The organism is Aquirufa sp. Wall-65K1 (genome assembly GCF_054558475.1).
Window position 1 is genome coordinate 1 of record NZ_JBPXKD010000003.1, and the last position, 26,526, is coordinate 26,526.

Annotated in this window: 24 protein-coding genes; 16 read left to right on the forward strand and 8 right to left on the reverse strand. The window is 38.2% G+C overall.

Annotated features, from left to right (window positions below; genetic code table 11):
* Positions 1 to 230: 230 nt before the first annotated feature.
* The 6 genes from ACST15_RS05295 to ACST15_RS05320 all read left to right on the forward strand — a co-directional run bounded on the left by ACST15_RS05295 (position 231) and on the right by ACST15_RS05320 (position 6,209).
* The gene (locus tag ACST15_RS05295; RefSeq protein WP_459453649.1) at positions 231 to 446 is read left to right on the forward strand and encodes a hypothetical protein; all 216 of its coding nucleotides are present in this window, start codon (positions 231 to 233) and stop codon (positions 444 to 446) included.
* A gap of 119 nt (positions 447 to 565) precedes the next feature.
* Positions 566 to 1,222 (forward strand): hypothetical protein, encoded by a 657-nt coding sequence (locus ACST15_RS05300; RefSeq protein WP_459453650.1) that lies wholly within the window; start codon positions 566 to 568, stop codon positions 1,220 to 1,222.
* A 222-nt stretch (positions 1,223 to 1,444) separates the two neighbouring features.
* Positions 1,445 to 2,977 (forward strand): DNA methyltransferase, encoded by a 1,533-nt coding sequence (locus tag ACST15_RS05305; RefSeq protein WP_459453651.1) that lies wholly within the window; start codon positions 1,445 to 1,447, stop codon positions 2,975 to 2,977.
* Positions 2,978 to 3,036: 59 nt separating this feature from the next.
* Positions 3,037 to 3,285 (forward strand): helix-turn-helix domain-containing protein, encoded by a 249-nt coding sequence (locus tag ACST15_RS05310; RefSeq protein ID WP_459453652.1) that lies wholly within the window; start codon positions 3,037 to 3,039, stop codon positions 3,283 to 3,285.
* The gene (locus tag ACST15_RS05315) at positions 3,272 to 4,501 is read left to right on the forward strand and encodes a tyrosine-type recombinase/integrase (RefSeq protein WP_459453653.1); all 1,230 of its coding nucleotides are present in this window, start codon (positions 3,272 to 3,274) and stop codon (positions 4,499 to 4,501) included. Before ACST15_RS05310 ends, ACST15_RS05315 begins: the two co-directional genes overlap by 14 nt.
* 22 nt (positions 4,502 to 4,523) lie before the next feature.
* Entirely contained in the window at positions 4,524 to 6,209 is a 1,686-nt protein-coding gene (locus ACST15_RS05320; protein WP_422174929.1) for a hypothetical protein, read from the forward strand.
* Between the two features lie 533 nt (positions 6,210 to 6,742).
* Here the strand turns inward: ACST15_RS05320 and ACST15_RS05325 are convergent.
* Positions 6,743 to 7,036 carry a winged helix-turn-helix transcriptional regulator gene (locus ACST15_RS05325; protein ID WP_459453654.1) on the reverse strand — a complete coding sequence of 98 codons (294 nt, stop codon included), beginning with the start codon at positions 7,034 to 7,036 and terminating at the stop codon, positions 6,743 to 6,745.
* Positions 7,037 to 7,169: 133 nt separating this feature from the next.
* Here ACST15_RS05325 and ACST15_RS05330 point away from each other — a divergent pair, with 133 nt between their 5' ends.
* Both ACST15_RS05330 and ACST15_RS05335 read left to right on the forward strand, forming a co-directional pair.
* Positions 7,170 to 8,261, forward strand: coding sequence for a right-handed parallel beta-helix repeat-containing protein (locus tag ACST15_RS05330; protein ID WP_459453655.1), 1,092 nt, complete (start codon positions 7,170 to 7,172; stop codon positions 8,259 to 8,261).
* Entirely contained in the window at positions 8,251 to 8,946 is a 696-nt protein-coding gene (locus ACST15_RS05335) for a hypothetical protein (protein WP_459453656.1), read from the forward strand. The genes ACST15_RS05330 and ACST15_RS05335 overlap by 11 nt, the downstream gene beginning before the upstream one ends.
* Positions 8,947 to 8,980: 34 nt before the next feature.
* Here ACST15_RS05335 and ACST15_RS05340 read toward each other — a convergent pair whose 3' ends face one another.
* The 5 genes from ACST15_RS05340 to ACST15_RS05360 are packed head-to-tail and all read right to left on the reverse strand — an operon-like array spanning position 8,981 to position 13,835.
* A complete protein-coding gene (locus ACST15_RS05340; protein WP_459453657.1) occupies positions 8,981 to 9,790 on the reverse strand; it encodes an alpha/beta fold hydrolase in 810 nt (269 codons plus the stop codon).
* On the reverse strand, positions 9,787 to 11,007 hold the full coding sequence (pcaF, locus tag ACST15_RS05345) for a 3-oxoadipyl-CoA thiolase (RefSeq protein WP_459453658.1): 1,221 nt from the start codon (positions 11,005 to 11,007) through the stop codon (positions 9,787 to 9,789). Before pcaF ends, ACST15_RS05340 begins: the two co-directional genes overlap by 4 nt.
* A gap of 12 nt (positions 11,008 to 11,019) precedes the next feature.
* Positions 11,020 to 11,811, reverse strand: a complete 792-nt coding sequence (locus ACST15_RS05350) for an SDR family NAD(P)-dependent oxidoreductase (RefSeq protein ID WP_459453659.1) — start codon at positions 11,809 to 11,811, stop codon at positions 11,020 to 11,022.
* Entirely contained in the window at positions 11,801 to 13,003 is a 1,203-nt protein-coding gene (locus ACST15_RS05355) for a CaiB/BaiF CoA transferase family protein (protein WP_459453660.1), read from the reverse strand. The genes ACST15_RS05350 and ACST15_RS05355 overlap by 11 nt, the downstream gene beginning before the upstream one ends.
* A gap of 4 nt (positions 13,004 to 13,007) precedes the next feature.
* A complete protein-coding gene (locus ACST15_RS05360) occupies positions 13,008 to 13,835 on the reverse strand; it encodes an HTD2 family dehydratase (protein WP_459453661.1) in 828 nt (275 codons plus the stop codon).
* A gap of 130 nt (positions 13,836 to 13,965) precedes the next feature.
* On the opposite strand from ACST15_RS05360, the gene ACST15_RS05365 reads away from it, so the two are divergent.
* From ACST15_RS05365 to ACST15_RS05380, 4 genes are read left to right on the forward strand one after another with little or no spacing between them, the layout of a single operon-like run.
* Positions 13,966 to 14,361 (forward strand): VOC family protein, encoded by a 396-nt coding sequence (locus ACST15_RS05365; protein ID WP_459453662.1) that lies wholly within the window; start codon positions 13,966 to 13,968, stop codon positions 14,359 to 14,361.
* Positions 14,362 to 14,366: 5 nt separating this feature from the next.
* Complete coding sequence (locus ACST15_RS05370) at positions 14,367 to 15,146, forward strand: IclR family transcriptional regulator (protein WP_459453663.1); 780 nt, start codon at positions 14,367 to 14,369, stop codon at positions 15,144 to 15,146.
* On the forward strand, positions 15,147 to 16,244 hold the full coding sequence (locus ACST15_RS05375; protein ID WP_459453664.1) for a bile acid:sodium symporter family protein: 1,098 nt from the start codon (positions 15,147 to 15,149) through the stop codon (positions 16,242 to 16,244).
* Position 16,245: 1 nt separating this feature from the next.
* Complete coding sequence (locus tag ACST15_RS05380) at positions 16,246 to 17,106, forward strand: 3-hydroxyacyl-CoA dehydrogenase family protein (protein ID WP_459453665.1); 861 nt, start codon at positions 16,246 to 16,248, stop codon at positions 17,104 to 17,106.
* A 368-nt stretch (positions 17,107 to 17,474) separates the two neighbouring features.
* On the opposite strand, the gene ACST15_RS05385 is transcribed toward ACST15_RS05380, so the two are convergent.
* Positions 17,475 to 18,500 carry a family 20 glycosylhydrolase gene (locus tag ACST15_RS05385; protein ID WP_459453666.1) on the reverse strand — a complete coding sequence of 342 codons (1,026 nt, stop codon included), beginning with the start codon at positions 18,498 to 18,500 and terminating at the stop codon, positions 17,475 to 17,477.
* Positions 18,501 to 18,665: 165 nt separating this feature from the next.
* Between ACST15_RS05385 and ACST15_RS05390 the strand changes: the two genes are divergently transcribed.
* The 4 genes from ACST15_RS05390 (at position 18,666) to ACST15_RS05405 (ending at position 22,989) form a co-directional block, all read left to right on the forward strand.
* Entirely contained in the window at positions 18,666 to 19,280 is a 615-nt protein-coding gene (locus ACST15_RS05390; protein WP_459453667.1) for a TetR/AcrR family transcriptional regulator, read from the forward strand.
* 5 nt (positions 19,281 to 19,285) lie between these two features.
* Positions 19,286 to 21,412, forward strand: a complete 2,127-nt coding sequence (locus ACST15_RS05395) for a PKD domain-containing protein (protein WP_459453668.1) — start codon at positions 19,286 to 19,288, stop codon at positions 21,410 to 21,412.
* A 135-nt stretch (positions 21,413 to 21,547) separates the two neighbouring features.
* Positions 21,548 to 22,120, forward strand: coding sequence for a hypothetical protein (locus tag ACST15_RS05400; RefSeq protein WP_459453669.1), 573 nt, complete (start codon positions 21,548 to 21,550; stop codon positions 22,118 to 22,120).
* A gap of 425 nt (positions 22,121 to 22,545) precedes the next feature.
* Positions 22,546 to 22,989: a hypothetical protein gene (locus ACST15_RS05405; protein WP_459453670.1), complete on the forward strand. Its 444-nt coding sequence runs from the start codon at positions 22,546 to 22,548 to the stop codon at positions 22,987 to 22,989.
* Positions 22,990 to 23,266: 277 nt separating this feature from the next.
* Here ACST15_RS05405 and ACST15_RS05410 read toward each other — a convergent pair whose 3' ends face one another.
* Positions 23,267 to 26,374 (reverse strand): glycosyl hydrolase, encoded by a 3,108-nt coding sequence (locus ACST15_RS05410; RefSeq protein ID WP_459453671.1) that lies wholly within the window; start codon positions 26,372 to 26,374, stop codon positions 23,267 to 23,269.
* Positions 26,375 to 26,526: the final 152 nt, after the last annotated feature.

Below are 26,526 nucleotides of genomic sequence, written 5' to 3' on the forward strand. Positions count from 1 at the left end.
ACCTTCTTGAATAATAGCTAGACGGTCTTCTGGACTGAATACTCTTCTTTCTCTTTTCATTTTCCCTAATTTAATTGGTTCTAAACTCTTTTTAAAATTTAGTCCAGTCTATTAGGGGGTTAGTACACGTATATAATGGTGCTACATTCCTTGGGAACTCAAAAGTCAAGCCGGTCTTAAAACGAATCCATTACAATAAGGATTGTGATGCAACATTTAACAAACGAAAGGTGTCGGGCAAGATTCGAGGTATCCTAAAAGAGAATGAAACCAAGCTGAAAATTAGAGCAACTATTGAGGAGATGGAAGCCAAAGGTATCCCGATTTCCAAGTCGAGTATATCCAAATATTCAGGAATTCACCGGGGAACTATCATAAAACATATGGATACAGACCTACATGACATAAAAAAAATTATAGACGAAATCAACGATTCTATTGAATAATGGCACATTTCAACCTCCTTTAAATTAAAGGAATAAAAATAATTTAAAATATTTTTGTAAGTTTTTTGGAAAGTACAACAATATTCGTACATTTGTCAAACCAAACAAACAAATTGTAAATGTCATTCATTCAGGAGGTTCTTACTTACGGTAACGAAATTGTTCAGCATGCGCTGGATGCCATGAATGGGTGTGGAGATAATTACCAACAATCACTTCTATTATTGTTGTTAATACCTAAGGTACCTAGCAATAAGTTAAATAAAGAGATGACTGATAAATTCTTTGATGAATTTCCGGCCTTAAAAACGATTCCACCTGCTAAGACAGTAGTTGAGTTTATTTTGGAAGATAATTTTAAAGACGAGATTTACAACGACACAAGCGACATGAGTAGGTGGATTAAATTGACTCAATTGAAGCAAAGTATGTTAGACTATTACACACATAATGTTTGTGAGTCTAATCAAGGTGGTCAGTTTCATGAGTTCCACACCAAGTTTTACCAAATGAGCCTTCAATTAAAGAGACTTAGATTAGTAATACAACCGGAGTTTCATGTAATAAAGAACGTTCACCCTGTAAGTAAAATACCTTATCTGTCTGTTAGAGGGTTCTGGCTTGATGATAATGATAAGAAGGTGAAAGTGTTCACTAAGTCGTTGGGTAGAGAAGATAGTTATGTTGATGGTAAGAATGATAGTGAAATGTTGAGGGATGCGGCGAAGCAAATACAAGAAATGTCATTTGCTAAGTATCAGGAGTTATATAGTTAGTGGTTTTTTTTACTCAAATTGTAAGTCTTTTAAAAAGTTAAACATGTAGAAATATGATAAATTTTAGTCATCAATCAACTCGGGAGAGGGTGGATTGATAATGGCCAGTGCTCTGCCAGGCCAATATGATTTGAAGAAATCCTTCAAGTTTTTTGCAGCGCCCCTATTTTTTTATCCACAATGTAAGTCAAAATATAAAACTTACAATAAAATATGTTATTTATGAAAAATAATATCTCAGTTAAACAGGTTCAAGAATTGCCGCTTGAGAAAATTAAAATTCACCCTTTGCTTGAGCAATTTGTGAAACCAAAAAAGAAGGACCACATTGAATACACCATGAATCGATTGGGTCAGTTTACACCACTACTTGGCAATCTTATTGGAGATACCTTTTATGTAACAGACGGAATCGTCCGATTGGAAGTTGCGAAATCCTTAGGATTGAAAACTTTACAATGTCTGCACATTAACATTCCTGATGAGGACGCTGTAAAAATCAGATTAACCAGTAACCAACGAACAAATATGTCATACTCAGAGATGGCACATTATGGAGAGCACATGTTAGGTCTTATTGGTAAATCACAAGGTAAGAAAAGAGATTTAATGGGGTTTGACTTTATTGATAAGGATGAACACTATGGCTTGGTGGGCAAGGATAGATTTGAGATGGTTTGCCACCTTCTTAACCTTCCTATTAAAGCATCTTCTTTACGAAAATTGATGGAAGTAAAATGGTTTGAAGATGAGAATCCAGGTAATAAAGTAGGGATTATGGCCGGTTTGGAAAATGGGTTATATAAGATTGACAAAGCACATCAATTACTTGGAGAAAAGGCTAAGAAAGAAGCCAAAATTGCAGAAAGAAAACGTAAGGATTATGAGGGAAAGGTAAATGACATTAGTTTCCATTTGTTTAACACATCCTCAATGGACCTTTCGGACATTCCTGATTCCAGCATGAGAATGTTCATTCAATCACCACCATATTTTCAGCTTCGTGAATACAGAAATCAACCTGATTATTTTATCCATGGTCAGGAAGAAACTTTGAAAGAGTACATTGAGAACGAGGTGAAGTTTTATCGAGGAGCTAAGAGAAAGTTATTATCAAATGGTGTAGTTGTGATTATCATTGGCGAGACTTACAGAGATGGCTACCAAGGTGTATGTACCAAATTAGAAACTGCACTTGAGAAGGATGGCTGGTATATTCTTGATGTAAATACCTTTGTCAAGACCAACGCTAAGGCTACGCCTCACGTGGCAAGATTTCTGAATTCGAAAGAAACCATCATCGTCGCAGGTTTAAAACCAGCAAATGAAACGTTATTTAATGATGTCACAAGACCCTCTTCAATTGGGGAGTTCAAAGTGATTCCTGGTTCGTCAAGAACCACTGGTGGTAAAGGATATTCAATGGCATCCCCTGAGTCATCCATTACCAATGTGTTTATTGAGTCAGTATTTCAAAAGTCAGAATACTCGGATGTTGATGATGAATTTTTTCACCAGGCCCCCACATCAGTTGACATCTATGAGAAATTTATCTTAGGCTACAGTAATCCGGGGGAAAATGTGGGGGAATTGTTCCTTGGGAGTGGTTCCGGCTTGGAATCGGCAATTTTAAACGGAAGACATGGTTACGGCTGGGACGTAGACCATGAGTCAATTGACTTTTGTAATAAACGTCTTAAAAAACGACTTGAAGAAAGAGAACAAACCAAAATCGAATTATCGATTGCTGCATAAACATGCGGCGCCACTGAATTGTAAGCAATATCTTTGACGCCGTTTTTCAACATAATATCATGAAAGACCTCATTTATTTTTACACGAAGTACCTAACCGTTAAGATGACATGTGATTATCTTAATGTATCACGTTCCACTTTGGGGGAATGGATGAAGAATGGGAAGATACCATTCACAAAGATTGGTCGTTCACCTCGTTTTGACAGAGATGAACTTGACCAGTGGGTTAAATCAGGAGTAAGAACAACAATTGAATTACCCCAGTTACCGACATTAAACAGAAAAGTGCGTTATGGCAACAATTAATATCCGATTAGACAAGAGAGGGAATAGACCCGACAAACATGGGAGATTTAATCTTTCAGTCATTGTTCAACACCAAGGGGAAGTCTTATACTTAAACATTGATAAGCTGACGGAACAACAGTATAATCACGTTTTTGTAAAGCGGTCGTTAGATGAAAAGAGTAAAGAATATCGCCAACGGTGCGATGAGTTTTTGGAGAAGGCCGAGAATGTATTCGAAAGAGTAATACCATTTGATAGACAACAGTTTAGAGAGGAGTTTTTTAAGGAGGATTTAAATGAACCAGTCAATCAGATTAAACCATCCGAGATGACCTATTTCGAAATGGCGGAATATTTCAGAGAGAACAAGAGGTTAAAGCCAGCGTCGAAGAACAGAATGAAGACCGCAAGAAATCAATTGGAAAAGTTCAAGCCGGGGTTAACCTATAAGGACATTACCGTTAACTTTCTACATGATTTTGAACATGAGGTTTCAAAACGTGGTGGTTCACCGGCAACCATTTCGGGTTATATGACTGATATTCGTACGGTTATCAATTACCATAGAAACATCACCAAGTTTATACCTCAAGATTATGAATATCCATTTGGAGCAGGTGGTTACGGTATCAAAACGTATTTCCCTTCAAAGGTGGTATTAAGAGCGGAGGAAATCCAAGCAATTGCTGAACTTAACGAGTTTGAGACAAAGGAACAGGAATGGGCACGTGATATTTGGTTGTTCTTGTACCGATGTAATGGAATCAATTTTGTGGACCTGTTGGCGATGAGATGGGACCATATCAAAGGAGGGTGTTTCATCTTCTATAGGACAAAAACAAAGACCACCAGACGTAGTAATATTAAACCTATTCAAGCGCCATTGGATGATAAACTCCAAGAGGTGTTAGATAAGATTGGAGTTAAGGATAGTCCATTTATTATCGGGAAGATGAAGGATGGATATACTGACACAACCTTAGCAAACAAGTCACACAAGCTGTGTGGTGAAATTAATAAAGAGCTAAAGTATGTCACCCAAAAATTAGACCTTTCCTTAAACCTTGTGTTGGATATTGCGAGGGATTCGTACGCCACGACTTTGAACCGGAATGGGCGTTCAATAAACCATATTGCGGAACACTTGGGTCATGCAACTACGGTTGTAACACAACACTATGTCGGTCAGTTAACTGTGGAACAGTCAAAGGAGATTAATAGTTGTTTATTTTAATTACATTGACAAAAATTTATAAATGGGAAAAATATCTCATGGTGTCTTAATTGGTTATTCAGATTTATTTGGTCCATCAGATAAAACTGTAGAGGAGATTATGTCTGGCATAAATCGAGAGAAGGCATTAAAAGCAATTTGTCATTTATTAGGGCCATTTTTATCTGACAATGCTGTACTTGAAAGAGATTTGATAACTTCTTTTTTTAACTCAAAAAATAAGAAGTATCGTGATGAACTTTTATTCAAAATTTCAAGAATTCAGAGCCAATCAAAGAATGTAAAAATAATAAATGTGAAAGCATTATTGTTTCTATTTGAAGTAGTGTTCAACTTAAATTCTGATGTTGAAAATGAGTTTTCTGTACAATCTGAGGTAAGTTTTTTTAATGCAATCTTAATTGTTAACGATAAAATAAATCTAAATCCTCCTAAATCAACGAATTTAATAAATGAAGGAAAATTTGCAGAAGCTGTTTTTTCAACATCATTCTCAAATTACGATTTTAACAATACAGATGTTCAGAAAATATTCATCACGCAAGTATTCAAGATGAATCTCTTGTTTGAATATTTAAAAAAATCTGAATGCGGAAACATATTACTTAGTAAGTATATAAATCGATTTGGGATTACAAAATTGAGTGATTTTGTAAAAGCCTTATTATCATTTTTGGGCCATATTATAGATAATCGATTTACTAATAAATCCATTGAATTTATAATTACTGATAATTTGGAGTATAATCATTTGTTTTTAGATGAATTGATTATGAACAATGAAGAGGGAAGATTTGAAGAGGATTTCAAGACTATAAGGTCAAACCCCATAGTAAAGTTAAAAAATGGCAACTATTTGATAGTTTACCTACCATTTGTGTTTGAATGTATTTTTAAAGGAATGTACTTCAAATTAAATGATATAAATAATACTCTAAAGACTAATGGAGAAGTGCCGTTTTATAAAGATTTTAGGCCGATTTATTGTGATGAATTTTCCGAAAAAACATTAATGCAATCGGTATTATTAAGCGTTTTTAAAAACAAGTATTTGAGTTTTTCAGGCGATGAAATTAAAAAATGTATAAAAGTTAAAGAACCGGATTTTTACATTAGGAACGGCAAAAGTGTTTTTTTATTTGAAAGTAAAGATGTCTTGATTAAGAAGGAAGTATTGGTTTCTTATGACTATCATCAATATGAAAAACTTCTCAGAGAAAAGTTTATGAACTCAAATGAAAATAACAAAGGGATAATACAGCTTATTAATTGTGTAAAGGACCTCTTTGATGACAAATATAAATTTGACTCTGAAATGAACCCGGAAAGGATGGAGATATATCCTATTTTGGTTTTACATGATAAGGTTTTCGATGTTCCCGGACTTAATTTTATCTTGAATACTTGGTTTAAAATTGAAGTTGAGAAACTTAAAAACTTGGGATATAATACTTCAAGAGTTAAAGATTTAGTAGTTATAGATATTGATACTTTAATTTATTACAGTGCTGAACTTTACGAGTCGTCTTTAAATTTTAAAGCGTTATTAGAAAAATATATATATTCCATGTCACGCCACCGAAAGCATCAGAATAAGTTAAATTCATTTACGTCATTTTCTAATTTTATTGCTTCACATTTTAATGATAGAAGCAAGTATTTTAATAAGGTGAATTTGTTAAACAAGATTAAAACCTACTTGGAGTAATTGTTGCCAAGAATCACGCCAAGAATCCAATACAAAGGTGGACAAAGTCGGACATCCGTTATAAATCTAATTCTAATTTACTTGAAATCAGTGTTTAAACCCTGTATGGTAACATATCATTATGACCCTTAAAAATCTGTTAATCATGGGGTCCCTGGTTCGAGCCCAGGAGAGGGAGCAAACAGAAAAGTCATCAGAAATGGTGACTTTTTTTGTTTTAAATCCTTCTCTATTTAATCTATTCATCTATTTTAGTGGTTCGAGCTCATGAAGCAAAATGACGATTTTGGAAATTCAAGTATCGTTAATTTATGCTACTTTTTTTTCTCACAAGTTTTTCACAAGTTTCATTGAATATAACTAGGGAGTGCTGGTGACCGGGGCGGTTCCTTGTATCCGCTCTCCGGGGGCTAAATTCTTTTAATATAAAGAGACCCCTCAGACCCATGTTAAAATCGTGACCAAATTTTTTTTGATTTTTCGACTGTTGGTAAATTAAATAGGAATGTATAAAAAGACTATGTCTAATCCCCTTATAATTTTGACTCTATATCCTTCGCTAAGTGGGAATTACCCCATTTTGCAACTTCAATTAAAACAGGCATCAAACTCAATCCCGCCTTTGTTAACTTGTATTCTACTCTCGGAGGTTTTTCGTCAAACTCAATTCGATCGATTAATCCTAAAGTTTCTAGGTCATTAAGTTCTTTTGAAAGAACCTTATTCGATATCGCGGGTATTAACTGATTTAGTTTACCAAAGCGGATAGTTTTATCCCCGATACAATTCAAGACAATGGGTTTCCATTTACCACCAATGATTGACATTGTTCGAGTCACGGGACACTGAAAGGGATTGTCTATAAAACGCATTTTATAGTTACTTAGAGGTTACTACTAATTGAATAATGGTTACAAATATATACCGCAATTAGGTAGCTTTGATGAAAAATAGATAAATATGAGAAAAGTATTGATATTAGGGCTAACGATTATGTTAGCTACAATTTCTTCATTTGCACAACGCAAGGAAGTTATTTATGTGAATGCTAATTCGGGTGAAGATGGAGCGGCTGGCTCACAAGCTGCTCCTTTGAAGACATTGACGGAGGCGGCTAAACGTGTCAATAAATTAGTGGGTAAAGGAAGTATAAAAGTGTTGTTATCTGAGGGTACATATGGGCTTGCAGAAACCGCAGCATTTAACCCCGTTCAGTGGGAGTTTTCAAAACAAGATCGCCTTGAAATTCGAGCTGAAATCTTACCAGATAGTTCTGCTTGGGAGCCGAATAAAATGCCTATTATTGTGTCAACAATGCCATTTAAAATAGAACGCGATGACAAAAAAATAATTACTGGCGGGTCAAACTATGGTATATTAATTGAAAACAATCATACCACAATTCAAGGACTTCGTATTTTAGGTGAACCTGTTCATGAGAAACCAAGAGCCGGTGTACTTGTTAGAAATTATCCAATTGTATGGGAAGGGAAGAACTTAAGTGATTTGCGTGTTACGCAATGTTTGTTTTTGGGAAATCAATTCGCTTTACCTAATCACTTGGGTATTCTTGCAAATGGGAAACAACTGGAAGTAGACCATTGTGTATTTTACGGTGTGAAAGACGCGATCGTAATGTGGAATTCGCCTTCAGAGCAATCAAGCATGCACCATAATTTAGTTTTGAACAGTTATGGGGCCGCGGTTTGGACATGGTCTACAACACCAGATTTCAAATTTTATAACAATGTCTTGAGTGGAATAAATGTCTTTTGGGTGCTTGAGAAAGAAGCAAAAAACACCTATCAAATTCATAATTCCTTAGTTGTTGGATATAATCAATTAGTAAATCAAGGTGGAGGGCCACAAGATTTTGGTACACCTGCTGATCCAAAGAAATTGATGTTTGGTTCTGATCTGGTGGTTCAAAAATCAGGTGGCTTAGCCATTGAGGAAGATCAAACGAGTCGTTTTTATTTACAATTAAAACCTGGAACTTTGGGTACCACCTACGGCGCAGGTTTATTTTATAAATCATCACATGAGAAATAAGGTTTTTATTGCATTCATGATATTGTTGGCTTTACCAAACTATGCCCAACAATTCACCTGGGATAATCAGGAATACAAAGCCATTAATTCAATAGCTAAAGTTGTTGAAATGGATGGAGCAAAAGTATTAGAAGTCACTAGAGACTTAGTGAAATCTCCGTTTGATATCAATAACATCGAGAATTCGGTAGATGGGCCGACATTTGTTAAGCTAGCGAATACCGACATCGAAAATGGTACTGTCGAAGTGAAGATGTTGAGTAAGATTCAATCTGACTCGCCGTTTCCGCAAGCTCGTGGATTTATCGGTTTAGCCTACCGAATTGACGAAGCGAATACGATGTTTGAAAATATATATTTGCGTCCAAGTAACGGTCGCGCAGATGATCAACTTCGCAGAAACCATACCGTACAGTATTTTGCTTATCCCGGTTATACCTTTAGTCGCTTACGAAAAGAGTCAAACGGCATTTATGAAACGTATGCAGATATTGGGTTAAATGAATGGATAGATGTCCGGATTGAATTTTATAAGGAGAAAGTTGCTTTGTTTATTAATAAGCAAAAGTCACCCAATTTCATCGTTAATAAAATGTTAGGCAAGTCTACTCACGGAAGCATAGGTTTGTGGGTGGAAGTGGGAACAATCGGTTACTTCAAAGATTTGAAAGTGACAAAGAACTAATTTAGAAAGGGGCCAATAAAATGAGCCCCTTTTTTTATTTACTCGAAAAGTAATTCAATACAATCTCGTTGAATTCTTTGGGGTTTGTTGCATAGTAGCCATGACCCGCGTTTGGAATAACTTTTAGTTCTGAATGTGGTATGGTTTTTAAGAAATAGTCAAAGAGATGTTGATTATTAAACGTTCCCTTTTCTGCCATTAAGGCCAAGGTTGGGACTTGAATTGTAGGCAAAATATCTCGCCAATCGTTCCCCAAATGTTCAGTTAATAATTTCCCCATCATCAACTCCCTGGTATTTTTAGGAGGTTGTTGTTGACTTTTTGGCATGCGCCAAGCCGTCCATAAATCTTTATCTGTTGCGCTACCAGTGTACATTTCCTTTTCATGAGCTGTCCATGATGGATCAGTAATTAAACACGGAGCCTCATCACCTAAAATGTATTTTATAATTTGGTTTTGTCCAAATAAACTAAAGTAGCTCCAAGCTACCGTATTTCCCATTGAATGCGCTAATAAGTAAAAGGGACCAATTTTCGCATCTGCAATCATTTCATTTGCATCTTTTGCGAATCGTTCAATATGTACGCCGTAGTTTGGATCCTCTGAAAGTCCGTGCCAACGATAGTCCAAGCAATACACTTGAAATTGCTTGCCTATCACCTCTAAATTAGGTTCAAAATTAGCTGAGCTTTGGGTATAGCCCGGAAAAATGACCAACGGTTTTCCTTTTCCAGTGACCGTATAATGTAATTTCACGCCATCTGAAGTAGTGAAATAGTGATCTGTTTTTTGAGCAAAAACGCTGCTTGCCAACAAGCTGAAGAATAATAGATAATTTTTCATGTGTTAGATTTTTTCTCGATAATGACCGCATAGCCCATTCCCACGCCTACACACATGGCCGCTAATGCATATTTTTTGTTATGTTTTTCCAAACCGTGTAAAGCTGTTTGGATAATACGCGTACCCGACATGCCCAATGGATGACCTAACGCAATGGCACCACCATGTGGGTTGATTCGGTCGTCATCATCTGAGAGACCTAAGCCTCTTATCACAGCTAAACATTGCGCAGCAAACGCTTCGTTAAATTCAAAAATATCCATGTCTTTCAGTGTTAGCCCTGCTTTTTCTAAAGCCTTCTTACTCGCATTTACAGGCCCTATTCCCATGATGCGAGGTTCTACTCCTACTACAGCGGAGGCGACGATCCGGCCCTTGGGCACAAATCCGTATTTATTGACCGCTGCTTCAGAAGCTAGTAACATAGCTGCCGCACCATCATTGATTCCAGAAGCATTACCTGCGGTAACGGTGCCGCCCGTTTTGCGGAAGGCCGGCTTTAATGTAGAGAGCTTTTCAAGCGTACTATTTCCCTTAATGAATTCATCTTGATCAAAAACAGTAATATTTCCTTTTTTATCTGACGATTTTACAGGAACAATTTCCGATGCAAAATATCCTTCTTTTTGTGCTTTAAAGGCTTTTTGTTGGGATCGAAAAGCAAATAAATCTTGATCTTCGCGGGAGATTGCGAATAAGTCTACTAAGTTTTCGGCTGTTTCTCCCATTGCATCAATACCATATAATTCTTTCATTTTAGGGTTCACAAATCGCCAACCAAATGATGAATCGAACATTTGGGCATCATTCCCAAAGGGCTTTGTCGTTTTTGCAATTACCCACGGACTTCTTGTCATATGCTCAACACCACCAGCAATAAAAATATCACCATCTCCGGCTTTTATCGCTCGGTTTGCGTGAATTACAGCGGACATTCCGGAAGAACATAATCTATTTACCGTTTCTCCGGGTACTGTATGTGGAATTCCAGCTAAAAGAAGAGCCATTCGAGCCACATTTCGGTTGTCTTCACCAGCCTGATTATGGCATCCCAAGATAACATCGTCGATGCTAGCGGGATCGAGTTGTGGGTTTCGTTCTAAAATTGCGCCTAACGGTATGGCGGCTAAATCATCAGCTCGTGTAGCTGATAAACCGCCTCCTAAACTGCCTATCGCTGTTCGGACGGAATCAATGATGTAGGTGTGTTGTGACATTATATTGTTTAATTAATGTATGTGACCTCCCCCGTTTACATCCAAGGTAAGTCCTGTGATGTAAGCGGATAAATCGCTCGCTAAGAATAGGCAAGCATTTGCAATATCAAGTGGTTTTCCAGCTCTTCGCAACGGAATTCCCGCTACGACTTGCTGAAATTGTTCATCATTTACATTACCATCTAACATCCCTGTTTCAGTCATAGATGGACAAATGGCATTTGCTCGGATTCCTTGTGGGCCAAATTCCCGTGCAATCGCTTTCGTTAAACTCAGCACGCCACCTTTTGAAGCAGCATAGTGCGCTCCACCTACTAATCCACCGCCTCTTTGTGCTGCGACGGAGGCTAGGTTAACGATGCGTCCTGATTTTTGTTTGGCAAAATGTGTTAGGGCACTTTGGCAGGTATGAAACGTACCTTTTAAATTCACATCAATCATAAAAGTCAAATCCTGACTCGGAATATCGAGCATTCCCTCCGAACGAACGACACCTGCGCAGTTGATCAGGCTATCAATACCCCCAAAATGAGCAACCACCTGTTCCATTGCCTTATCACAAGCCGCTGGATCCACGATGTTACAGGGAATGCAAACGAGCGAAACCTGATGGCCAGCCGATTCAGCTAAAGCCGAGGCCAATTCTTCTTGTGTTGATTCGTTTACCGCTACATCTAATATGGCGATTTTTGCGCCGTGACTAGCGAATAATTCCGCCGTTGCGAAGCCGATGCTGCGCCGATTTGCGGCACCTACGATCACGCAAACGTGGTCAATCAATAAACGGAAATCGTTATTTTTCATAGCTTAACGCTGCTTTTGAGTTGATTAATTGGGTTATTTCGGAAGGAGTATATCCGAGTTCCCTTAAAATGGCCTGGGTGTCATGGCCTTTGGGTTGAGCAAAGGAATTCACCGGCGCGTAGTGTCCATTGTGTTTAATCGACGATCGGATGACCACCGTTTTTCCTTCCACGGGATGTATTTCTGTACGCATTAATTGCACTTGCGTTAAATGCAGATCTTCTATGAGCGTATCTATGGTGTGACAAGGCATCGCAGGAATGTCGACAGCTCTTAGTGCAAGCAGCCATTCCTCGGTAGTTTTGCTTAACAAAGGAGCACCGCGCACCTCAAACCACTCGCTAACAAATTCAGCCCGGCTGGCTATGGTTTGAAAACGCGGATCCGTTAAAAGAGCTGCGCGTTCCGTGGCCTTTAAAAATGCCGTGACTTGAGGATCTGTATTGATGGTGAAAGAGATATATCCGTCTTTGGTTTTGACGGGTTGATTGTGTGGGCTCAGTAAGCGTAAATCTCCTACAGGACCCACAGCTGGATCGAAACTTTTTTGTGCCAAATGTTCTTGCAACACAAAGGTCGCCATCGTTTCAAACATAGGGACCTCTACAAATGCCCCTTTGCCTGTTTTGTAACGGTCAATAATTGCTGCCATAATCGCACCTGAGGTGATTTCTCCTACGACATGGTCGCAAATCAACATAGGCACATAGGCCGGTTTTCCGTCACGCAATTGGGATAAACCCGCAATGCCGGAAACACCTTGCAAGACACTGTCGTACGTAGGTAAACCCGCATAGGGCCCTTCCGTGCCATAGCCAGTAATGAGGCAATAGATCTTTTCGGGATGTTTGGACTGAATAGCCTTCGGACCTAAGCCTAAACGCTCTAGCGCATCAGGGCGCATATTCGCAATGATGACATCGCACCAATTTATCAGTTTATCTGTGATGGATTGAGCCTGTGGGCTTTTTAAGTCCAGACACAAATTTCGCTTTCCGCGGTTTAAATGCAAATAAGTACCGGAATGTTGGCCTGAGGGAGATTTACCTCCTAGACCTCTCATCAAATCGCCACTTGGATGTTCAATTTTGATGACCTCAGCTCCGTATTGGCTCAATCGCCATGTGGCTACAGGGCCTACAACCACCGAGGTTAAATCAAGTATTTTTATTCCTTTTAGTGCTTCAAACATGGCATTATGCGTTTACGCGGGCATCGATAGAAACGGCCAAGGCGTGATGTGCATTACAAATCTTTACCTCCCAGTTTTGCGCGTCCACTGGACTTGCTAAAAGGGTAAGTTCATCGTCACAGAAAAGTGGCGCGCTATGTTTCGCTTGAAACCCAGCTAGCTGTAACCCGCATTGCGTGCGTAAAAACTCCGTAACATATAAAGTGGCAAGTCCTCCGTTGACCAATAAATTCGGATAGCCTTCTACCTCTTGTGTATAGCTACGATCGAGGTGGATTTTGTGGGAATTAAAGCCCAATGCAGAGTATTGAAATAACTGCAATTCATCCGGCGTCAATGATATTTTGGAATGTGCTTCTTGACTAATTAGCGAACCTGCAGGAAGAACGGGCTTACCTTGGCTAGCTTCTAACAAGATGAAGGTTTGTACTTCGTTAAGCAAAAGTTCGGATTCCTGATTACGTAACTCGTGCTGAATTTTGACAAAAGCCATACGGCCCGCTGCACCTTCTTTTTCTGCTATAGAAGTCACAAAACTTGTGCGTTCGAGTGTCTCCCCAATGCGAATATCTCCCAAGAACTCAACTGCCCGTCCGCCTAATACCAAACGTGGCAGGCCTAAATCGGGGATCGGAACCCCAAAACCAGGAAAGCCATCTGAACGGATTTCAGATCGAGGAACATTTCCCGATAAAATGAAAAAATGCCAGCCTCGTGGCAATAAATCGCCTTTTATGAAATCAGATGGCACTAAGTCAAGCATAGAAGCAACTTTCCTTACGGCGGAAAGGCTGCATACTTCTTCTGAGATGATTCGTTCGTTATGTTCCATATAGGGCACGTTGAGCACGATTTTAAAATAATCTGCCCCAAATTTAAACTAATTTTTTTATATATAAAATTCTAATTTTATATTTGCAAAAAACACAAATGTAATTCCTATGAAATTTAAATACCACCACATGAATTTGTGCACAGAGAATGTAGCACGAACGTCGGAGTTTTATCAGTCGGTTTTCAACTTATCTCGTCTTCAGGATGAGGAGCATAATTTAGTGGGCGAGGATACGGAAGATCGCTTTGACGGGGTTGTTGATTTTTTGACAGACGGCGAAGTAGAATTTCATATCACGAAAAAGGATGTAAATTTAGGCTTTGAAATGAAGCACTTTATTAATCCTTTAGAACGCGGTCACTTTTGTTTTCGCACGGATGATATCGAAGGCTTTAAGAAAAGATTAGAAGAAAAAGGGATCCCCTATGCTGATTATGGCAAGTGGGCTCTAGCCGGCTGGTATCAAATATTTTTCCATGATCCCGATGGCAACATTATTGAAGTCCACCAAATCGGAATGTAAACTCCATGAAAAACGAAGTAAGAGAGAAAAATAGTAGCGGTTATTCTGCGCCCGCGTTAGACAAAGGGCTCGATATTTTAGAGCTTTTGTCTAAGAGTGAGTCGGGTTTAAGCCAACAAGAAATTGCGGCAAATCTTGGGCGGAATCTCAACGAAATCTACCGGATGTTGACTTGTTTAGTGGCGCGAAATTATATTTCGAATCAATCCAACAAGTACGCACTTACTTCGAAATTATTTCAATTATCGCATTTTCATCCGCCCACTTATCGCCTGTTAAGTGAATCCATTCCGGTTATGGAAAAATTATCTGCGGACACGCTTTTCCCTTGCGATTTGCGAGTATATAATAATGGAGTCCAAACCGTTATTGCCGCCATTCAACCTCCAAATGGTGTTGGTTTTATGACGCGTGTAGGCGCCGAATTAAAAGTGGGCCCTTCCGCTTCTGGATATGTTTTAGTCGCTTTGCAAGATCCGGCCATTCGCACGATGCGGATGGAGGAAAGTTTAGCGGACGAGTCGCCAGAGCGCATTAAAAACTTTAAAAAGGAAATAGAAAAGGTCTTGAAGCATGGTTTTGCTTCAATTAAAAGCAATCAATACGCGGGTTTGCAAGCGATTTCCTATCCTATTTTTGATCAACACGCTAACGCGATTGCTGCGCTGACGGTTCCTATGCTTGCTCGCATCGATGATGAAACGCAAATGGGAATAGACGCTGTGCGGGAGAAACTTGCGGAGGCATCACTTTTGATTTCGAACCGAATTTCACTAAACCTCTAAATGATGAAAAACCTGCCCAATGTACTTTATGCGCTCAGTTTGCTTTTGCTGTTGGCGTTTTTTTATCAAGGTCTTGGGTCTGCCGGTTTTTTAAATTCGGGTGTATTTCTTTTAGGCGCACTTTTTAGTTTAGTCGTGGTCGGTTTTATCGATCCACGCTTGAAACAGCATGTTTTCACGCTGTGTCTGGTAGGTGCGGTGGTTCTAGGGATATTTTATCCACAGTATTTCGTCCACATAGGTGATTTTAAGTTCTCGTCTTTGATTGTTCCGTTGATCCAGTTGATCATGTTTACGATGGGAACAGAGATGAGCGTGAAGGATTTTGAAGGAGTTTTAAAAATGCCCAAAGCCGTGATTATCGGCCTAATTAGCCATTTCACTATCATGCCCTTGGTCGCAGTCACACTTGCCACTACCTTTGGATTTCCGTCTGAAATTGCCGCGGGGATCATCCTCATAGGATCTGTTCCGAGTGGCGTTACTTCGAATGTATTGGCTTTTATTGCAAAAGCTAATGTGCCATTATCGATAACGATCGGTACGATTTCGACTTTGATGGCTCCAGTCATGACCCCTTTGCTCATGAAATTTTTGGCAGGGAAATATGTAGAAGTTGACTTCTTAAAGATGATGCTTCACGTAGGAGAAATGATCATTTTACCGATCATTTTGGGACTTGTATTGAATAGTCTATTTAAGGCAAAATTGCAGGTGCTGAAGAAAGTCATGCCCACCATTTCGATGGTTGGCGTCTTTATGATGCTTGTTGTCATTGTGTCATCTGGCCGTGATGCATTATTGAAAATAGGACCTTTTTTGTTTTTAGCGTCCATGATTCACCATTCTATTGGCTATTTATTGGGCTATTGGAGTGGCCGATTAGCGGGCTTAAGTGAGCAAACCTGCCGAACCATCTCTTTAGAAGTGGGCTTGCAAAATGGAGGCTTGTCTTCCGGTATCGCCCTACAAATGGGAAAAATTGCCACCGTTGGTTTGGCTTCGGCCATCTCTGTTCCTTGGATGACCATTTCAGGGTCATTACTTGCGAATTGGTGGAGAAGCCGCCCAACTGATTCTATTACTAAATCAAAATAATATGAGAACCGATATTTATCACATTACCGTCATTGGTGCCGGTAATATGGGACATCAAATTGCTATTTGTGCGGCAATTGCTGGATTTCAAACGGTTTGTATGGATCAGAACGAATTGGCGCTTAAACGTGCGAGTGATTTTGCAGACTCTTATTTTGCTGGTCGAATTGCAAAAGGACGAATGAGTGCAGATGAAGTTTCCCAAACGAAAGCACGGTTAAGATTTGAAACAAAATTGGCAGAAGCAGTTAAAGATGCCGATTTGGTGATTGAAGCCATTATTGAAAAACTCGAAGTTAAGTTGGAAGTCTTTAGTCAATTAGATACGCTATGTCCAGCACATACAATTTTGGCAACCAACAGCTCTTATATCGTTAGTTCTCAAATTGCACCAGCCACAAAGCGCCCTGACAAGGTAGTTAATATGCATTTTTTTAATCCTGCCCTAGTCATGAACTTAGTTGAAATTGTGAAAGGTCCACATGTTTCAGAGGAAACGGTTGCAGAATTAGAAGCTGTAACAACTCAATTGGGTAAAACACCTGTGGTACTTCAAAAAGAAATATATGGTTTCGTGGTGAATAGAATGTTACAAGCTACTCGTAAAGAAGCATTAAATCTTTTAGATTTGGGAATAGCTTCTGTTGAAGACATTGATCAGGCTGTGGTAAAGGGCCTTGGTTATCCAATGGGTCCATTTCAACTTTTGGATCTAACGGGTATTGATTTAGCTTATCACGTTGGTATGGAAAAATACCGAGCTTCTGGCAATGATGAAGATAAACCATCTCCTACCATTGTCGAGAAATTCCAAAAAGGAGAATGGGGCAAGAAAGTGGGTAAGGGATTTTATAATTATTAAACAGATTAACTGTCAATGAATGCTTTAAATTTACCGCATTCAGCTTTATACATTTTAATGTCCTGATTCAAAAATTTTAGACTTCTGTAGATTTAGCCTTCCCGTTCTTGTCTAAAAGACTGGTTTTGGTGTAACTACCCCCTTTTTCAGACAGTCAAAACTGTAGACATTGAATTATTAAATTGGTTCTATGCAATGAATTGTATTTTATATTTAAAAATAAAAACATTTAGATTCTTTTTTCCTTTTATTTTAAATAAATCAAATGGATTCAAATTATATTAGGGATTTTAGGCCTTTTTGAAGAGTTGAAATAAAAGATTTTGGCTGCAACATTTCACCTATCAAGGGAGCAAACAGAAAAGTCATCAGAAATGATGACTTTTTTGATTTTTTTTCCAGGCTACTCCATTGTTTTCATCCATTCCTACATGTAAATACGGACCAGGAAATAAATCGGCCATCTCTTTAAATAAATTTTCCAAGAATTTATAAGTCTTCTTTTCTGTTGGATTAATCGTAGGTGTGGATTGCGAATTTATCATTTGACCTAACGCCATAGGATTGATTGGCTTACCCTCTTCAATAATAAATCGTGGACCTAATTGATAGGTTTTATCTTCTGAGGCCAGTTCTGGATAGCCAACTAGCCAACTTTGAGAATGTCCAGGTAGATCAAATTCGGGAATTACGGTTATAGCCCGTTCACTAGCAAATTTGACAATTTTTCGAATTTCTTCTTGTGTAAAATAAGACCCATTTGACCCCTTCAAATGTAAATTAGGGTATTTTTTTGATTCAATTCGAAAGCCTTCATCATCTGAAAGATGTAAATGTAATACGTTAAATTTTGAGGCAGCCATTGCTTCAATCGATCGTAAAATGACATCCATCGGAATAAAATGACGAGCTACATCAACCATGAGCCCCCGATGTGGAAAACGCGGCCAATCATAAATTTGACATTGGGGCAAAAAATAGCCTTGTTCGTCAGATTTTATCAATTGAGATAAACTTGTTAAACCGTGTAAAAACCCTCCTTTGGTTTTAGATTTTAAATTAATTTTGGAATCAATGCGTATTTCATATTCCTCAGGTGAATTGGATTTTCCCTGCCAATCTGCATCAATCGAAAAGTCAAAATCAGTATTCGATTTTGATGTTATTAGACATTTCTTCAAGGTTTTTTTCTCCCAATAGCCAATGAATCGATTTATAGCTAATTGACTTATTGGAGGTAAATTATGGACAGATACTTCAAATTTGCGATCAATACGAAGGATTTTTGGTGAAATTTCTACTTGTTGTGGAATGGGTAAAATTTGCACTTTTTGCGCATCTATTTTACCCCATAAACCCAAGCAAATGGCAGTAATAAAAGCTAATTTTTTCATGTCTTTAGTTAAATTTTGCAAGCAAAGATTAGGGGCTCCTTATCGCTAGAAATCATTTATACGAAATCCCATCAATTGTTCTACACAAGGGAGATACAAATGTATTGTATTTAAAAATATATTAATTAGATTTGGAAATTATTTTTATAAAAATAGTTTCCACCAGTGTCTGAAATTAAAATTAATCTATTAAATCAAAGCTTGAATTTGTTTTTGAAATATGGAATTAGGGCCATGTCAAATGAGAAATTAACCAAAGAATTGGGAATTTCTACTAAGACTCTCTACAAGTTTTTCAAGAATAAAGAGGACTTGCTTGAGCAGGCAGTATTGCTATTTCATCAACAGCAATATGAGTTGTTACGCGCTTTACCAAAAGAAGAAAATTCTGCGATTGACTTTTATCAAATATGGAATAGAGCTGTAGATACAGAGTATTATGTGAATAAATCTTTTTTTCAAGAGTTAAGTTATTATTACCCTACACTTGCTCAAAAAACGGAGAAGTCCATTAGTAAAAAATTTGAAGGAATTCTTCAGGGCTTAATCAAACAGGGTATGGAAAAAGGACATTTCAAAAAAGATATTTCTGTGAATGTGGCATTGGAGAGCATTTATTTGCTGTATTCTGGACTTGTTCGGTCAGACAAATTCAAGAAAATTAATCTTAAACCACAAGAAGCATTTGAAAATACGTTAGGCTGCTTTATTCGAGGGATGTGTTCGAAAAACACCATTGATGAACTTGATGCATTTCTATTAAACTCTAAAAATAAATAACGATTATGCGAACTAAATTCTTACTAATTATTCTGCTTTTTACTATTAAACAAGTAACAGCTCAAAGTAACCTAATTGATTTAAGTAATCAATTACAACAAGAATATTTAAATAAGGACACGCTATTTAAAAAGCCCTACATCGATATTGATGAATGGAGAGAGAAGCCTGTTAGACACCATTATATTCATGGTGGTTTTAAGGGTACCGAGACTCGTTTTTCGTTCTATTTCCCACAAAAAACGGCATATAAAGGACGATTTTTTCAGTATATAACCCCCTTTCCAGATAATGAATTTTTATCTCAAGCCACTAAGGGAGAAGACGATATTATTCGATTCTCTATAGAAAAAGGGGCTTATTTTATTGAAACAAATGGAGGGGGTAAAGTTGATTTTGCGAAGCCGAATTTACGGAATGATCCAACAATTGGAGCATATAGAGCAAATGCTGCCTGTGCTATTTTTTCTAGGGTTATTGCGAAACAATTGTTTGGGGGCAAAAGACCATTTGGGTATGCTTTTGGGGGAAGCGGCGGAGCTTATCGTACGATTGGAAGTATTGAAAACACAAGCAATGTCTGGGATGGAGTGGTGCCGTTTGTGTTAGGATCTCCTATGGCAATTCCCAATGTATTCTCGGTTAGAATGAATGCTATGAGGATCTTACATGATAAGTTACCAGGTATAATTGATGCGATGGATGCCGGAGGAAGTGGTGATATGTATGCCGGATTAAATCAAGAGGAAAGAGAAGCATTGGAAGAAGCGACAAATTTAGGTTTTCCTCCTCAATCCTGGTTTAATTATAAAAAAATGGGAATACACGGTTTTATCGCACTATATCAAGGGATGAAAATGATAGACCCATCTTTCTTTACAGACTTTTGGACCTCTAAAGGGTATTTAGGCGCAACACCAACGGCCTCTTTGTTAAAGGCTCGTATTCAGAAAAAAAGTAAAATTAAATCTGGATTAACTTCAGATGAGGCCATTAAATTAAAACTAAAGGAACCAGAGACTGAAGGAGAAAGAGGTTCTGCTGATTTAGCATGGAAAAGTATAGGTGGAGTTGAAGGGGCTTTGCCTGTTGGATTCGTTTTAGAAGACGCTTTACCAGATGTCAATTTTTTAGGCGGGGATTTGAAAATTATTTCAGGGGAAGCAAAAGGTAAGGTGATTCAATTAGCGACTATTGATGGAAACAAAGTTGTTTTTGGGCCAGCAGATATGTCTGTTTTAGTCAAAATAAAGGCCGGGGATGAAGTTGAGGTCGACAACTCTAATTTTTTAGCTGTTCAAACCTATCATAGACATCAAGTACCAGGCAAAGAATATAAAGTTTGGGATTATTTTAGAGACGAGAATGGGCAGCCAAAATACCCTCAAAGACCCATGCTTATAGGACCCTTATTTACCATGGGTGCAGCAGGGGTTTTGCCCACAGGAAAATTTAATGGAAAAATGATTTTATTATGTTCTCTTTTAGATAGAGAAGCGTTTCCATGGCAGGGAGATTTTTATCGCCAAATGGTCAATTCCAATTTAAAAGAAAATGCGGATCACAGTTTTCGATTATGGTATACGGATCATGCCGTTCATGGAGACAGTAAACAAGAGGATCAAACACGTGTAGTAAGTTATTCAGGTGTTTTATTACAAGCACTTTTGGATGTTAGTGATTGGGCAGAAAAAGGAATTGAGCCACCACTTTCAACTAATTATACCATAAAACAAGGGCAAGTTATTGTACCTAAAAATGCTAATGAACGAAAAGGAATTCAAGCTACAGTAAATTTGCTGGCTAATGGTTCAAAAAAAGCTATTGTTAAGGCGGGTGATGCTATTTCTTTCTCAGCCCAAATTGACCTACCTGAAAACACAGGAAATATTGTAAATGCAAAATGGGATTTTGATGGAAGTGGAAATTTTGCTGAAAAACAGAATTTAAAGGGAGCTAATAAGCTTGAGAACAAAGCAATTAAACTAACTCGTACCTACAAATTTATAAAACCCGGAACATACTTTGTCACGCTGAAAGTGGCATCACAGCGGAAAGAAAATCAGTCATCTATATTTGGAAAAGTTTACAATTTAGATAGAGTCCGAGTGATTGTTGAGAGCCGTAACTAAACGTAGTTTTATTCTTGGGGTCTCTTTTTCTGTTTTAAAAATTCAGGTAAAAACGGCTGCAACATTCTACCCTTTAAGGGAGCACAAATCAAAGTAAAAGGGTTATACTTGTATAGTGTAACCCTATTTAATTTTATGAAAAAGTATTCTACTTTATTTCTGATATTTCTCTCGTTGAACTTGTATGGACAGTCAGTTCAAAAAAAGAATTGGGAGTATTCTAAAGTTGTCTATAATTCTACAATCAAGAATAAAATAATTATTACCAATAGTTTACCTAAGGGAGGGGGAATTGTTTCTTATAAGGGAAAAGAGTACAATTATTTTATTTTTTGGACTAATGTAAGCAATGAGGCATCATCGCCTCTGGATTTAAAAATTAAATTTCCAGCAATCATTTCTTTTAAATCTGAAGATTCGTACGCCAAAGTAGCCTTTACAAAGTCAAATATGACAATTGACAAATTGCAAGAGTTTGATTATGGTCTTACGGGTATACCAGCTCTTTTAAATAATGAATTAAAGGATTTGAATAATAGAATTGCGCCTTCCAATAATTATTTATTTTACAGTGCAATTTTCATCCATAAAACAAAATTTCCGGTTAGGGCAGAATATATCATAAAAGGTAAAAAACTATTTTACCAGATCGCAGACGGTACAGATGTTGTAATGGTTCCCTGCGGTAGTCTTGATTTTAAAAATTGACAATTGCGATTTTTGCTAAATGGAAATCAAGAAATGAACTTCCTTCAAAAATATACCAAGTTCAACTCTTCAATCTCTTAATCGTCACATGCTCAATCATCGCATTATAGCTGCATCTTTCGTCGAAAAGGGGAGCAAACAGAAAAGTCATCAGAAATGGTGATTTTTTTGTTTTAAAACCAACGGAAATTGCTGTATGGCGACATTTTTTGTAGTTGCAACTTTCTAAATTTCATCACCTTATTTTTAGAGAATTTATAATCCTAAATTAATGGAATGGAGAGAAATGTTGCCTATCGAATCATTTTGAGGGTTTAATATTGGATTTTGTGGTTCTTGGCCAGTAAAGAGTTTTATTTTTTGAGCCTTTTAATTTCAGGAAATAGTATTTTAGGGTAGATTTATTCAAAAATTGGAAAAAATTTATGCCATTATTCAACGTCAATTCAATAGTGAGTGGCCTAAGGAAAAATTATTTTTCAACTATATACTTATTTATTGGATTTTTAAGTCTGTATTTTTTCACCTGGACTGGAAAATATTTATCTATTACCTATCCAGATAAGCCTAGTTTAGAGATGGGTTTAAGGGTTATGTTGAGAAGTAGACATATTTTTATACTTCTAATTAGTTTGGTAGAAATAGGAATCGGGGTATATATCAAACAGTGTCTAACTAGGACATATTTAATGATTCAATGGCTAGCATTTCTTTGTATCATTCTATCTCATATTTTATTAATCTATGCTTTTTTCTTCGAGGTGGAACTTGTTCATATCCCGAATACTCCTGCCTTACATTATGCAACATATATCTTGTTAGCAGGTATTATTTTGCACGTATTGACCAAATTTGAATCAAAAGATTAATTTTTAAAATGATTATTTAGCTTTTTTAAAGTGCACCAGAACAAAAGGATGCAACATTCCATCTAGTAAGATAGCATTAATCCAAAAGAGGTCATTTTGACCTCTTTTGGATTAAAAACTAGTATAACTTTCAGAAAATAAACTTTTTATGGGTTCATTTTTTCCATTTACAATTACCAAATTTCTGAAAGGTCTTTGTCATAAATAGTACATAGAATTAAAGTGATTCTTTGCCAAACATTGTAACTGCACGATTCGTAGGGCAGATGCTATGTTTTTATTTTCCTGAAATGATAACTTTATTATATGGATGCAAAACGACAGGTCCTACCAAGCCATATTCCTGAATAATTCCCCTGTCAGATGCGGCTTTATTCAATGACACTAAGCGATTGTTTAGAGTAGTTGCCACTCGTACTTCAATCGTGTTTTTCCCCGCTTGCAAGGTATTTCCAAGATCTGCCTCCGCAGCGATTTGGTCAATGGCAACGGCCGTTCCGTTCACTTTTAAAGTGAAGGTGTCAACCACTTGACCCAGTTTCAACCGAGCCCCATTTTTTCCTGGGGTCCAGTCTTTCGGTAATTCCAAAGTATAGCGATAGGTTCCTATACCTGAAGCGTTTTTCAATTCCGCAATGTCTGGCCAAGCCTTTAAACCATTCAAGCTTAGCTCAACCTTTGCCTTGTCAGTCACTGCACTTGCAGCACCGGTACTTCCGTACGGATTAGCAGGTTTCCAGTCTTCAACCTGTAAACTCCAAGTTCCCATAGTCAAATCCATGATAGGCAAAGCCGCCGGAATTTGTGAAACTACTTTTTTGCCATTGCTCAGGGTTGTGGTGTATTTTCCAGCTTGACTCGCATGTACGGCGAATTGTCCATTGCCCATTGAATGGATTCCATCCGCGGTGGTCGACTGTACGAAAAGCGATTGGCCCCTAAGGCCTAATTTAGCAGGATTTGTGCTTAGGCCAATTAACATTGACTCATCAACCTCTAAACGTACGTCAATGATTACGCGATTGCCTACACGTTGGTATTTTGCAATGGGACTAATTTCACCTGACCAGGCATTCAACATAAAGGGATGACCCTCTCCTTCTAAACTTATTTTTTGTGCCAAGGCCGTTCCTATTTTCGTTCCATAACTAGGCCCTTTGCTTCGCATGGTTTTAGGTTCTTCAAAAATATTGCCAGGCGTTCCTTGGAGGTTTTTATAGCGCTCTTCGGTGCTATATCCAGATGGTGGAATTTGATCATCGCCTTGGTTGTACAAGAAATAATAGTTCGTCCCCGAGGTTGGATCAAATCGACGCATACTCATAAGCGCAGAAGGTTTTTCAGTTTCCGCACTAGGTAAAATCCCCAATGATTTCAAAAGACCAGGAACCTCCTTTTCTGTGGCCACCGAATGAACCGTGGAAAGGCTTTTCAACTGGCCCAATACTTGTTGTAATTTTGAATCTTCGCCAGGGGTATTTCCTGGAGTCCGACTTGGTAGAGGCCCTACAACAATCACAGGGAGTCCTTTTTTAGCATAATCTACCAGTTTTTCAGCCATGGTTAGGGGCAAAGTATTTTTAGCTGAATTGTAAACAGAACCAGTTTGTAAATGCCCGTTTAAAATAAAGGCTTTGTATGCAGGTCCTGCCTCATAAAGCCGTTGATTACTCACGCTTACCTGAGGCAAATTCATCAGCGTCGGGTTTAAATAATCCCAAGTAAATCCCTGTTCCTGCAAACTTAAATCATTCCAAAAACGAATATTCCCCACACCTGCTACGAAGGGAGCCGGGAAGGAATAGTTTTGCATGTAGACAGCCACGTCAATTTTAGCGCGCCCTTGTTTTAATACTTGCTCATTCCGTGCCATCCAAGTATTGATCATTAGCGCATCTGCTGCCCAAATAGGATTTCGGGGGCCCCAACTATTCGCGAAATTTCCCTCTCCAAAGGTATTGTATCCCGGCCATACCGACTTAGGGTTGAATGTATAGGGATATACGTGGTAAACGCCTTTGCTTTGTCCACTGGCAAAGTTTTTGTTTTGGCGAACCAAGATATCTTGAAACGTTTGGGCGTAATTCAATGAACGTGCAGCAGCTAATTCGTTCGAATACCAAGTATTCCCGCTGATGTGGTTTGCGGAGGCCATCGGGCGATACACATCAATTTGATCTCCTGAAGAAAGGGTTTCGTGTTCAGGCCGATCAAGGTAATAGGTTACGTCCAGCTGGTCTGGCGTATTTACTGTAGGAACATCTTCAGGTTGTAAACGAAGTGCTAAATTGTAGCCATGCGCCCAGTCGCTAAACGGTTTAATGCGGTTTTCAACGAATAAGTTCGTTCTAACTTTATTGTAATCTGCTCGGATGCGAACATCACTTTTGTCGGAATAAGTATAATAATGCTTGATGTCCATACCTCCGCCTCGGGGGCCCCAAACACGGTCAATTCCGGCATCAATCAGCGTAACTAAATGAGGCATGAGGTCATAACCAACTTGTGCTTTAAAATCGCTAGCCATATTACTACTCCAAACGTCACTTGGAGCACCAAATCCGTCAATCGAATGGGAGTCGATAAAAATATCACCCTGGTTTAACTTTAAAAGTGCTTTGATGCTTGGTGTCCAGTAGGCCTCATATCCTTGAATGAGCAGTTGGGTCCCTTCCTTGCTAAATACCTCCGGCTGGGGATCTACTCCTGCCATACGAATGACGATGAGGGCCCAAGTTCCCTCGCCTGCTGGAGCCGTCCAAGTTAAATACGCGGACATGGGTTTTCCAAAATAGCCTGTGGATTTCCCTGCGAGGATTTGATCAGTGAGATTTATGCGTGTGGTGGCATCGATGGTTAATAACTTTGAACCTTTGGAGGGCATTTGGCTAACCCGATAGGCGTGTACAGCTAAAATAGCACCTTTGCCGGGTAGAGAATCTGCATAGGCCTTCCCCGCCACCAAAAGCGTATCTGAGGCAGAGAGTGTTTTACGAGCGTAATCGTGTTTAATTGAAAAATTACCAGGAATAGGTGCACCCGTTTTGTACTTTAAGCTGATTTTGATGCCGAGTTCATTGCCTTTTTTTAAGAGGCCCTCGATTTGAGCTAATGTAGGTTCACCGCCTTGACCGATTTCAACTCCAGCAATTCCTGCTGCTTTTAGTTCTACTAATTGCTTTTCCAATTCAGCCATTTCTGCCGTTTCCGGTGGAAAATTCCAGCGAACCCAGGGAAAATCTTCTGCCTTCGGATTGGCAAAAGAATTTTTTGTTAGGGGAGTTACAGAATTTAATTTCGGGTAGGAGGGGCTCCAATTTGATTGCTGAGCAGTAGTGCTGAAAACAATAATTGAAAGTGTCGCAATAAGGACTAATTTTTTCATTATTAATTAGTTATGGTTATGTCAGACAAATTATAGTTAAATTTTTCTAACACTTTCCCTAGGATTGTAGTTAATCGATGAAACTACTTTTTTTTGCGACACATATTGTCTTTGAAATGTTATATGTTCTATTTTATGAGGGTAATTTTTGT

Bases quoted from the DNA above. Each gene is read 5' to 3' on its own strand.
- ACST15_RS05300 (WP_459453650.1), top strand. From the start codon at position 566: ATGTCATTCATTCAGGAGGTTCTTACTTACGGTAACGAAATTGTTCAG.
- ACST15_RS05305 (WP_459453651.1), top strand. From the start codon at position 1,445: ATGAAAAATAATATCTCAGTTAAACAGGTTCAAGAATTGCCGCTTGAG.
- ACST15_RS05310 (WP_459453652.1), top strand. From the start codon at position 3,037: ATGAAAGACCTCATTTATTTTTACACGAAGTACCTAACCGTTAAGATG.
- ACST15_RS05315 (WP_459453653.1), top strand. From the start codon at position 3,272: ATGGCAACAATTAATATCCGATTAGACAAGAGAGGGAATAGACCCGAC.
- ACST15_RS05320 (WP_422174929.1), top strand. From the start codon at position 4,524: ATGGGAAAAATATCTCATGGTGTCTTAATTGGTTATTCAGATTTATTT.
- ACST15_RS05325 (WP_459453654.1), bottom strand. From the start codon at position 7,036: ATGTCAATCATTGGTGGTAAATGGAAACCCATTGTCTTGAATTGTATC.
- ACST15_RS05330 (WP_459453655.1), top strand. From the start codon at position 7,170: ATGAGAAAAGTATTGATATTAGGGCTAACGATTATGTTAGCTACAATT.
- ACST15_RS05335 (WP_459453656.1), top strand. From the start codon at position 8,251: ATGAGAAATAAGGTTTTTATTGCATTCATGATATTGTTGGCTTTACCA.
- ACST15_RS05340 (WP_459453657.1), bottom strand. From the start codon at position 9,790: ATGAAAAATTATCTATTATTCTTCAGCTTGTTGGCAAGCAGCGTTTTT.
- pcaF (WP_459453658.1), bottom strand. From the start codon at position 11,007: ATGTCACAACACACCTACATCATTGATTCCGTCCGAACAGCGATAGGC.
- ACST15_RS05350 (WP_459453659.1), bottom strand. From the start codon at position 11,811: ATGAAAAATAACGATTTCCGTTTATTGATTGACCACGTTTGCGTGATC.
- ACST15_RS05355 (WP_459453660.1), bottom strand. From the start codon at position 13,003: ATGTTTGAAGCACTAAAAGGAATAAAAATACTTGATTTAACCTCGGTG.
- ACST15_RS05360 (WP_459453661.1), bottom strand. From the start codon at position 13,835: ATGGAACATAACGAACGAATCATCTCAGAAGAAGTATGCAGCCTTTCC.
- ACST15_RS05365 (WP_459453662.1), top strand. From the start codon at position 13,966: ATGAATTTGTGCACAGAGAATGTAGCACGAACGTCGGAGTTTTATCAG.
- ACST15_RS05370 (WP_459453663.1), top strand. From the start codon at position 14,367: ATGAAAAACGAAGTAAGAGAGAAAAATAGTAGCGGTTATTCTGCGCCC.
- ACST15_RS05375 (WP_459453664.1), top strand. From the start codon at position 15,147: ATGATGAAAAACCTGCCCAATGTACTTTATGCGCTCAGTTTGCTTTTG.
- ACST15_RS05380 (WP_459453665.1), top strand. From the start codon at position 16,246: ATGAGAACCGATATTTATCACATTACCGTCATTGGTGCCGGTAATATG.
- ACST15_RS05385 (WP_459453666.1), bottom strand. From the start codon at position 18,500: ATGAAAAAATTAGCTTTTATTACTGCCATTTGCTTGGGTTTATGGGGT.
- ACST15_RS05395 (WP_459453668.1), top strand. From the start codon at position 19,286: ATGCGAACTAAATTCTTACTAATTATTCTGCTTTTTACTATTAAACAA.
- ACST15_RS05400 (WP_459453669.1), top strand. From the start codon at position 21,548: ATGAAAAAGTATTCTACTTTATTTCTGATATTTCTCTCGTTGAACTTG.
- ACST15_RS05405 (WP_459453670.1), top strand. From the start codon at position 22,546: ATGCCATTATTCAACGTCAATTCAATAGTGAGTGGCCTAAGGAAAAAT.
- ACST15_RS05410 (WP_459453671.1), bottom strand. From the start codon at position 26,374: ATGAAAAAATTAGTCCTTATTGCGACACTTTCAATTATTGTTTTCAGC.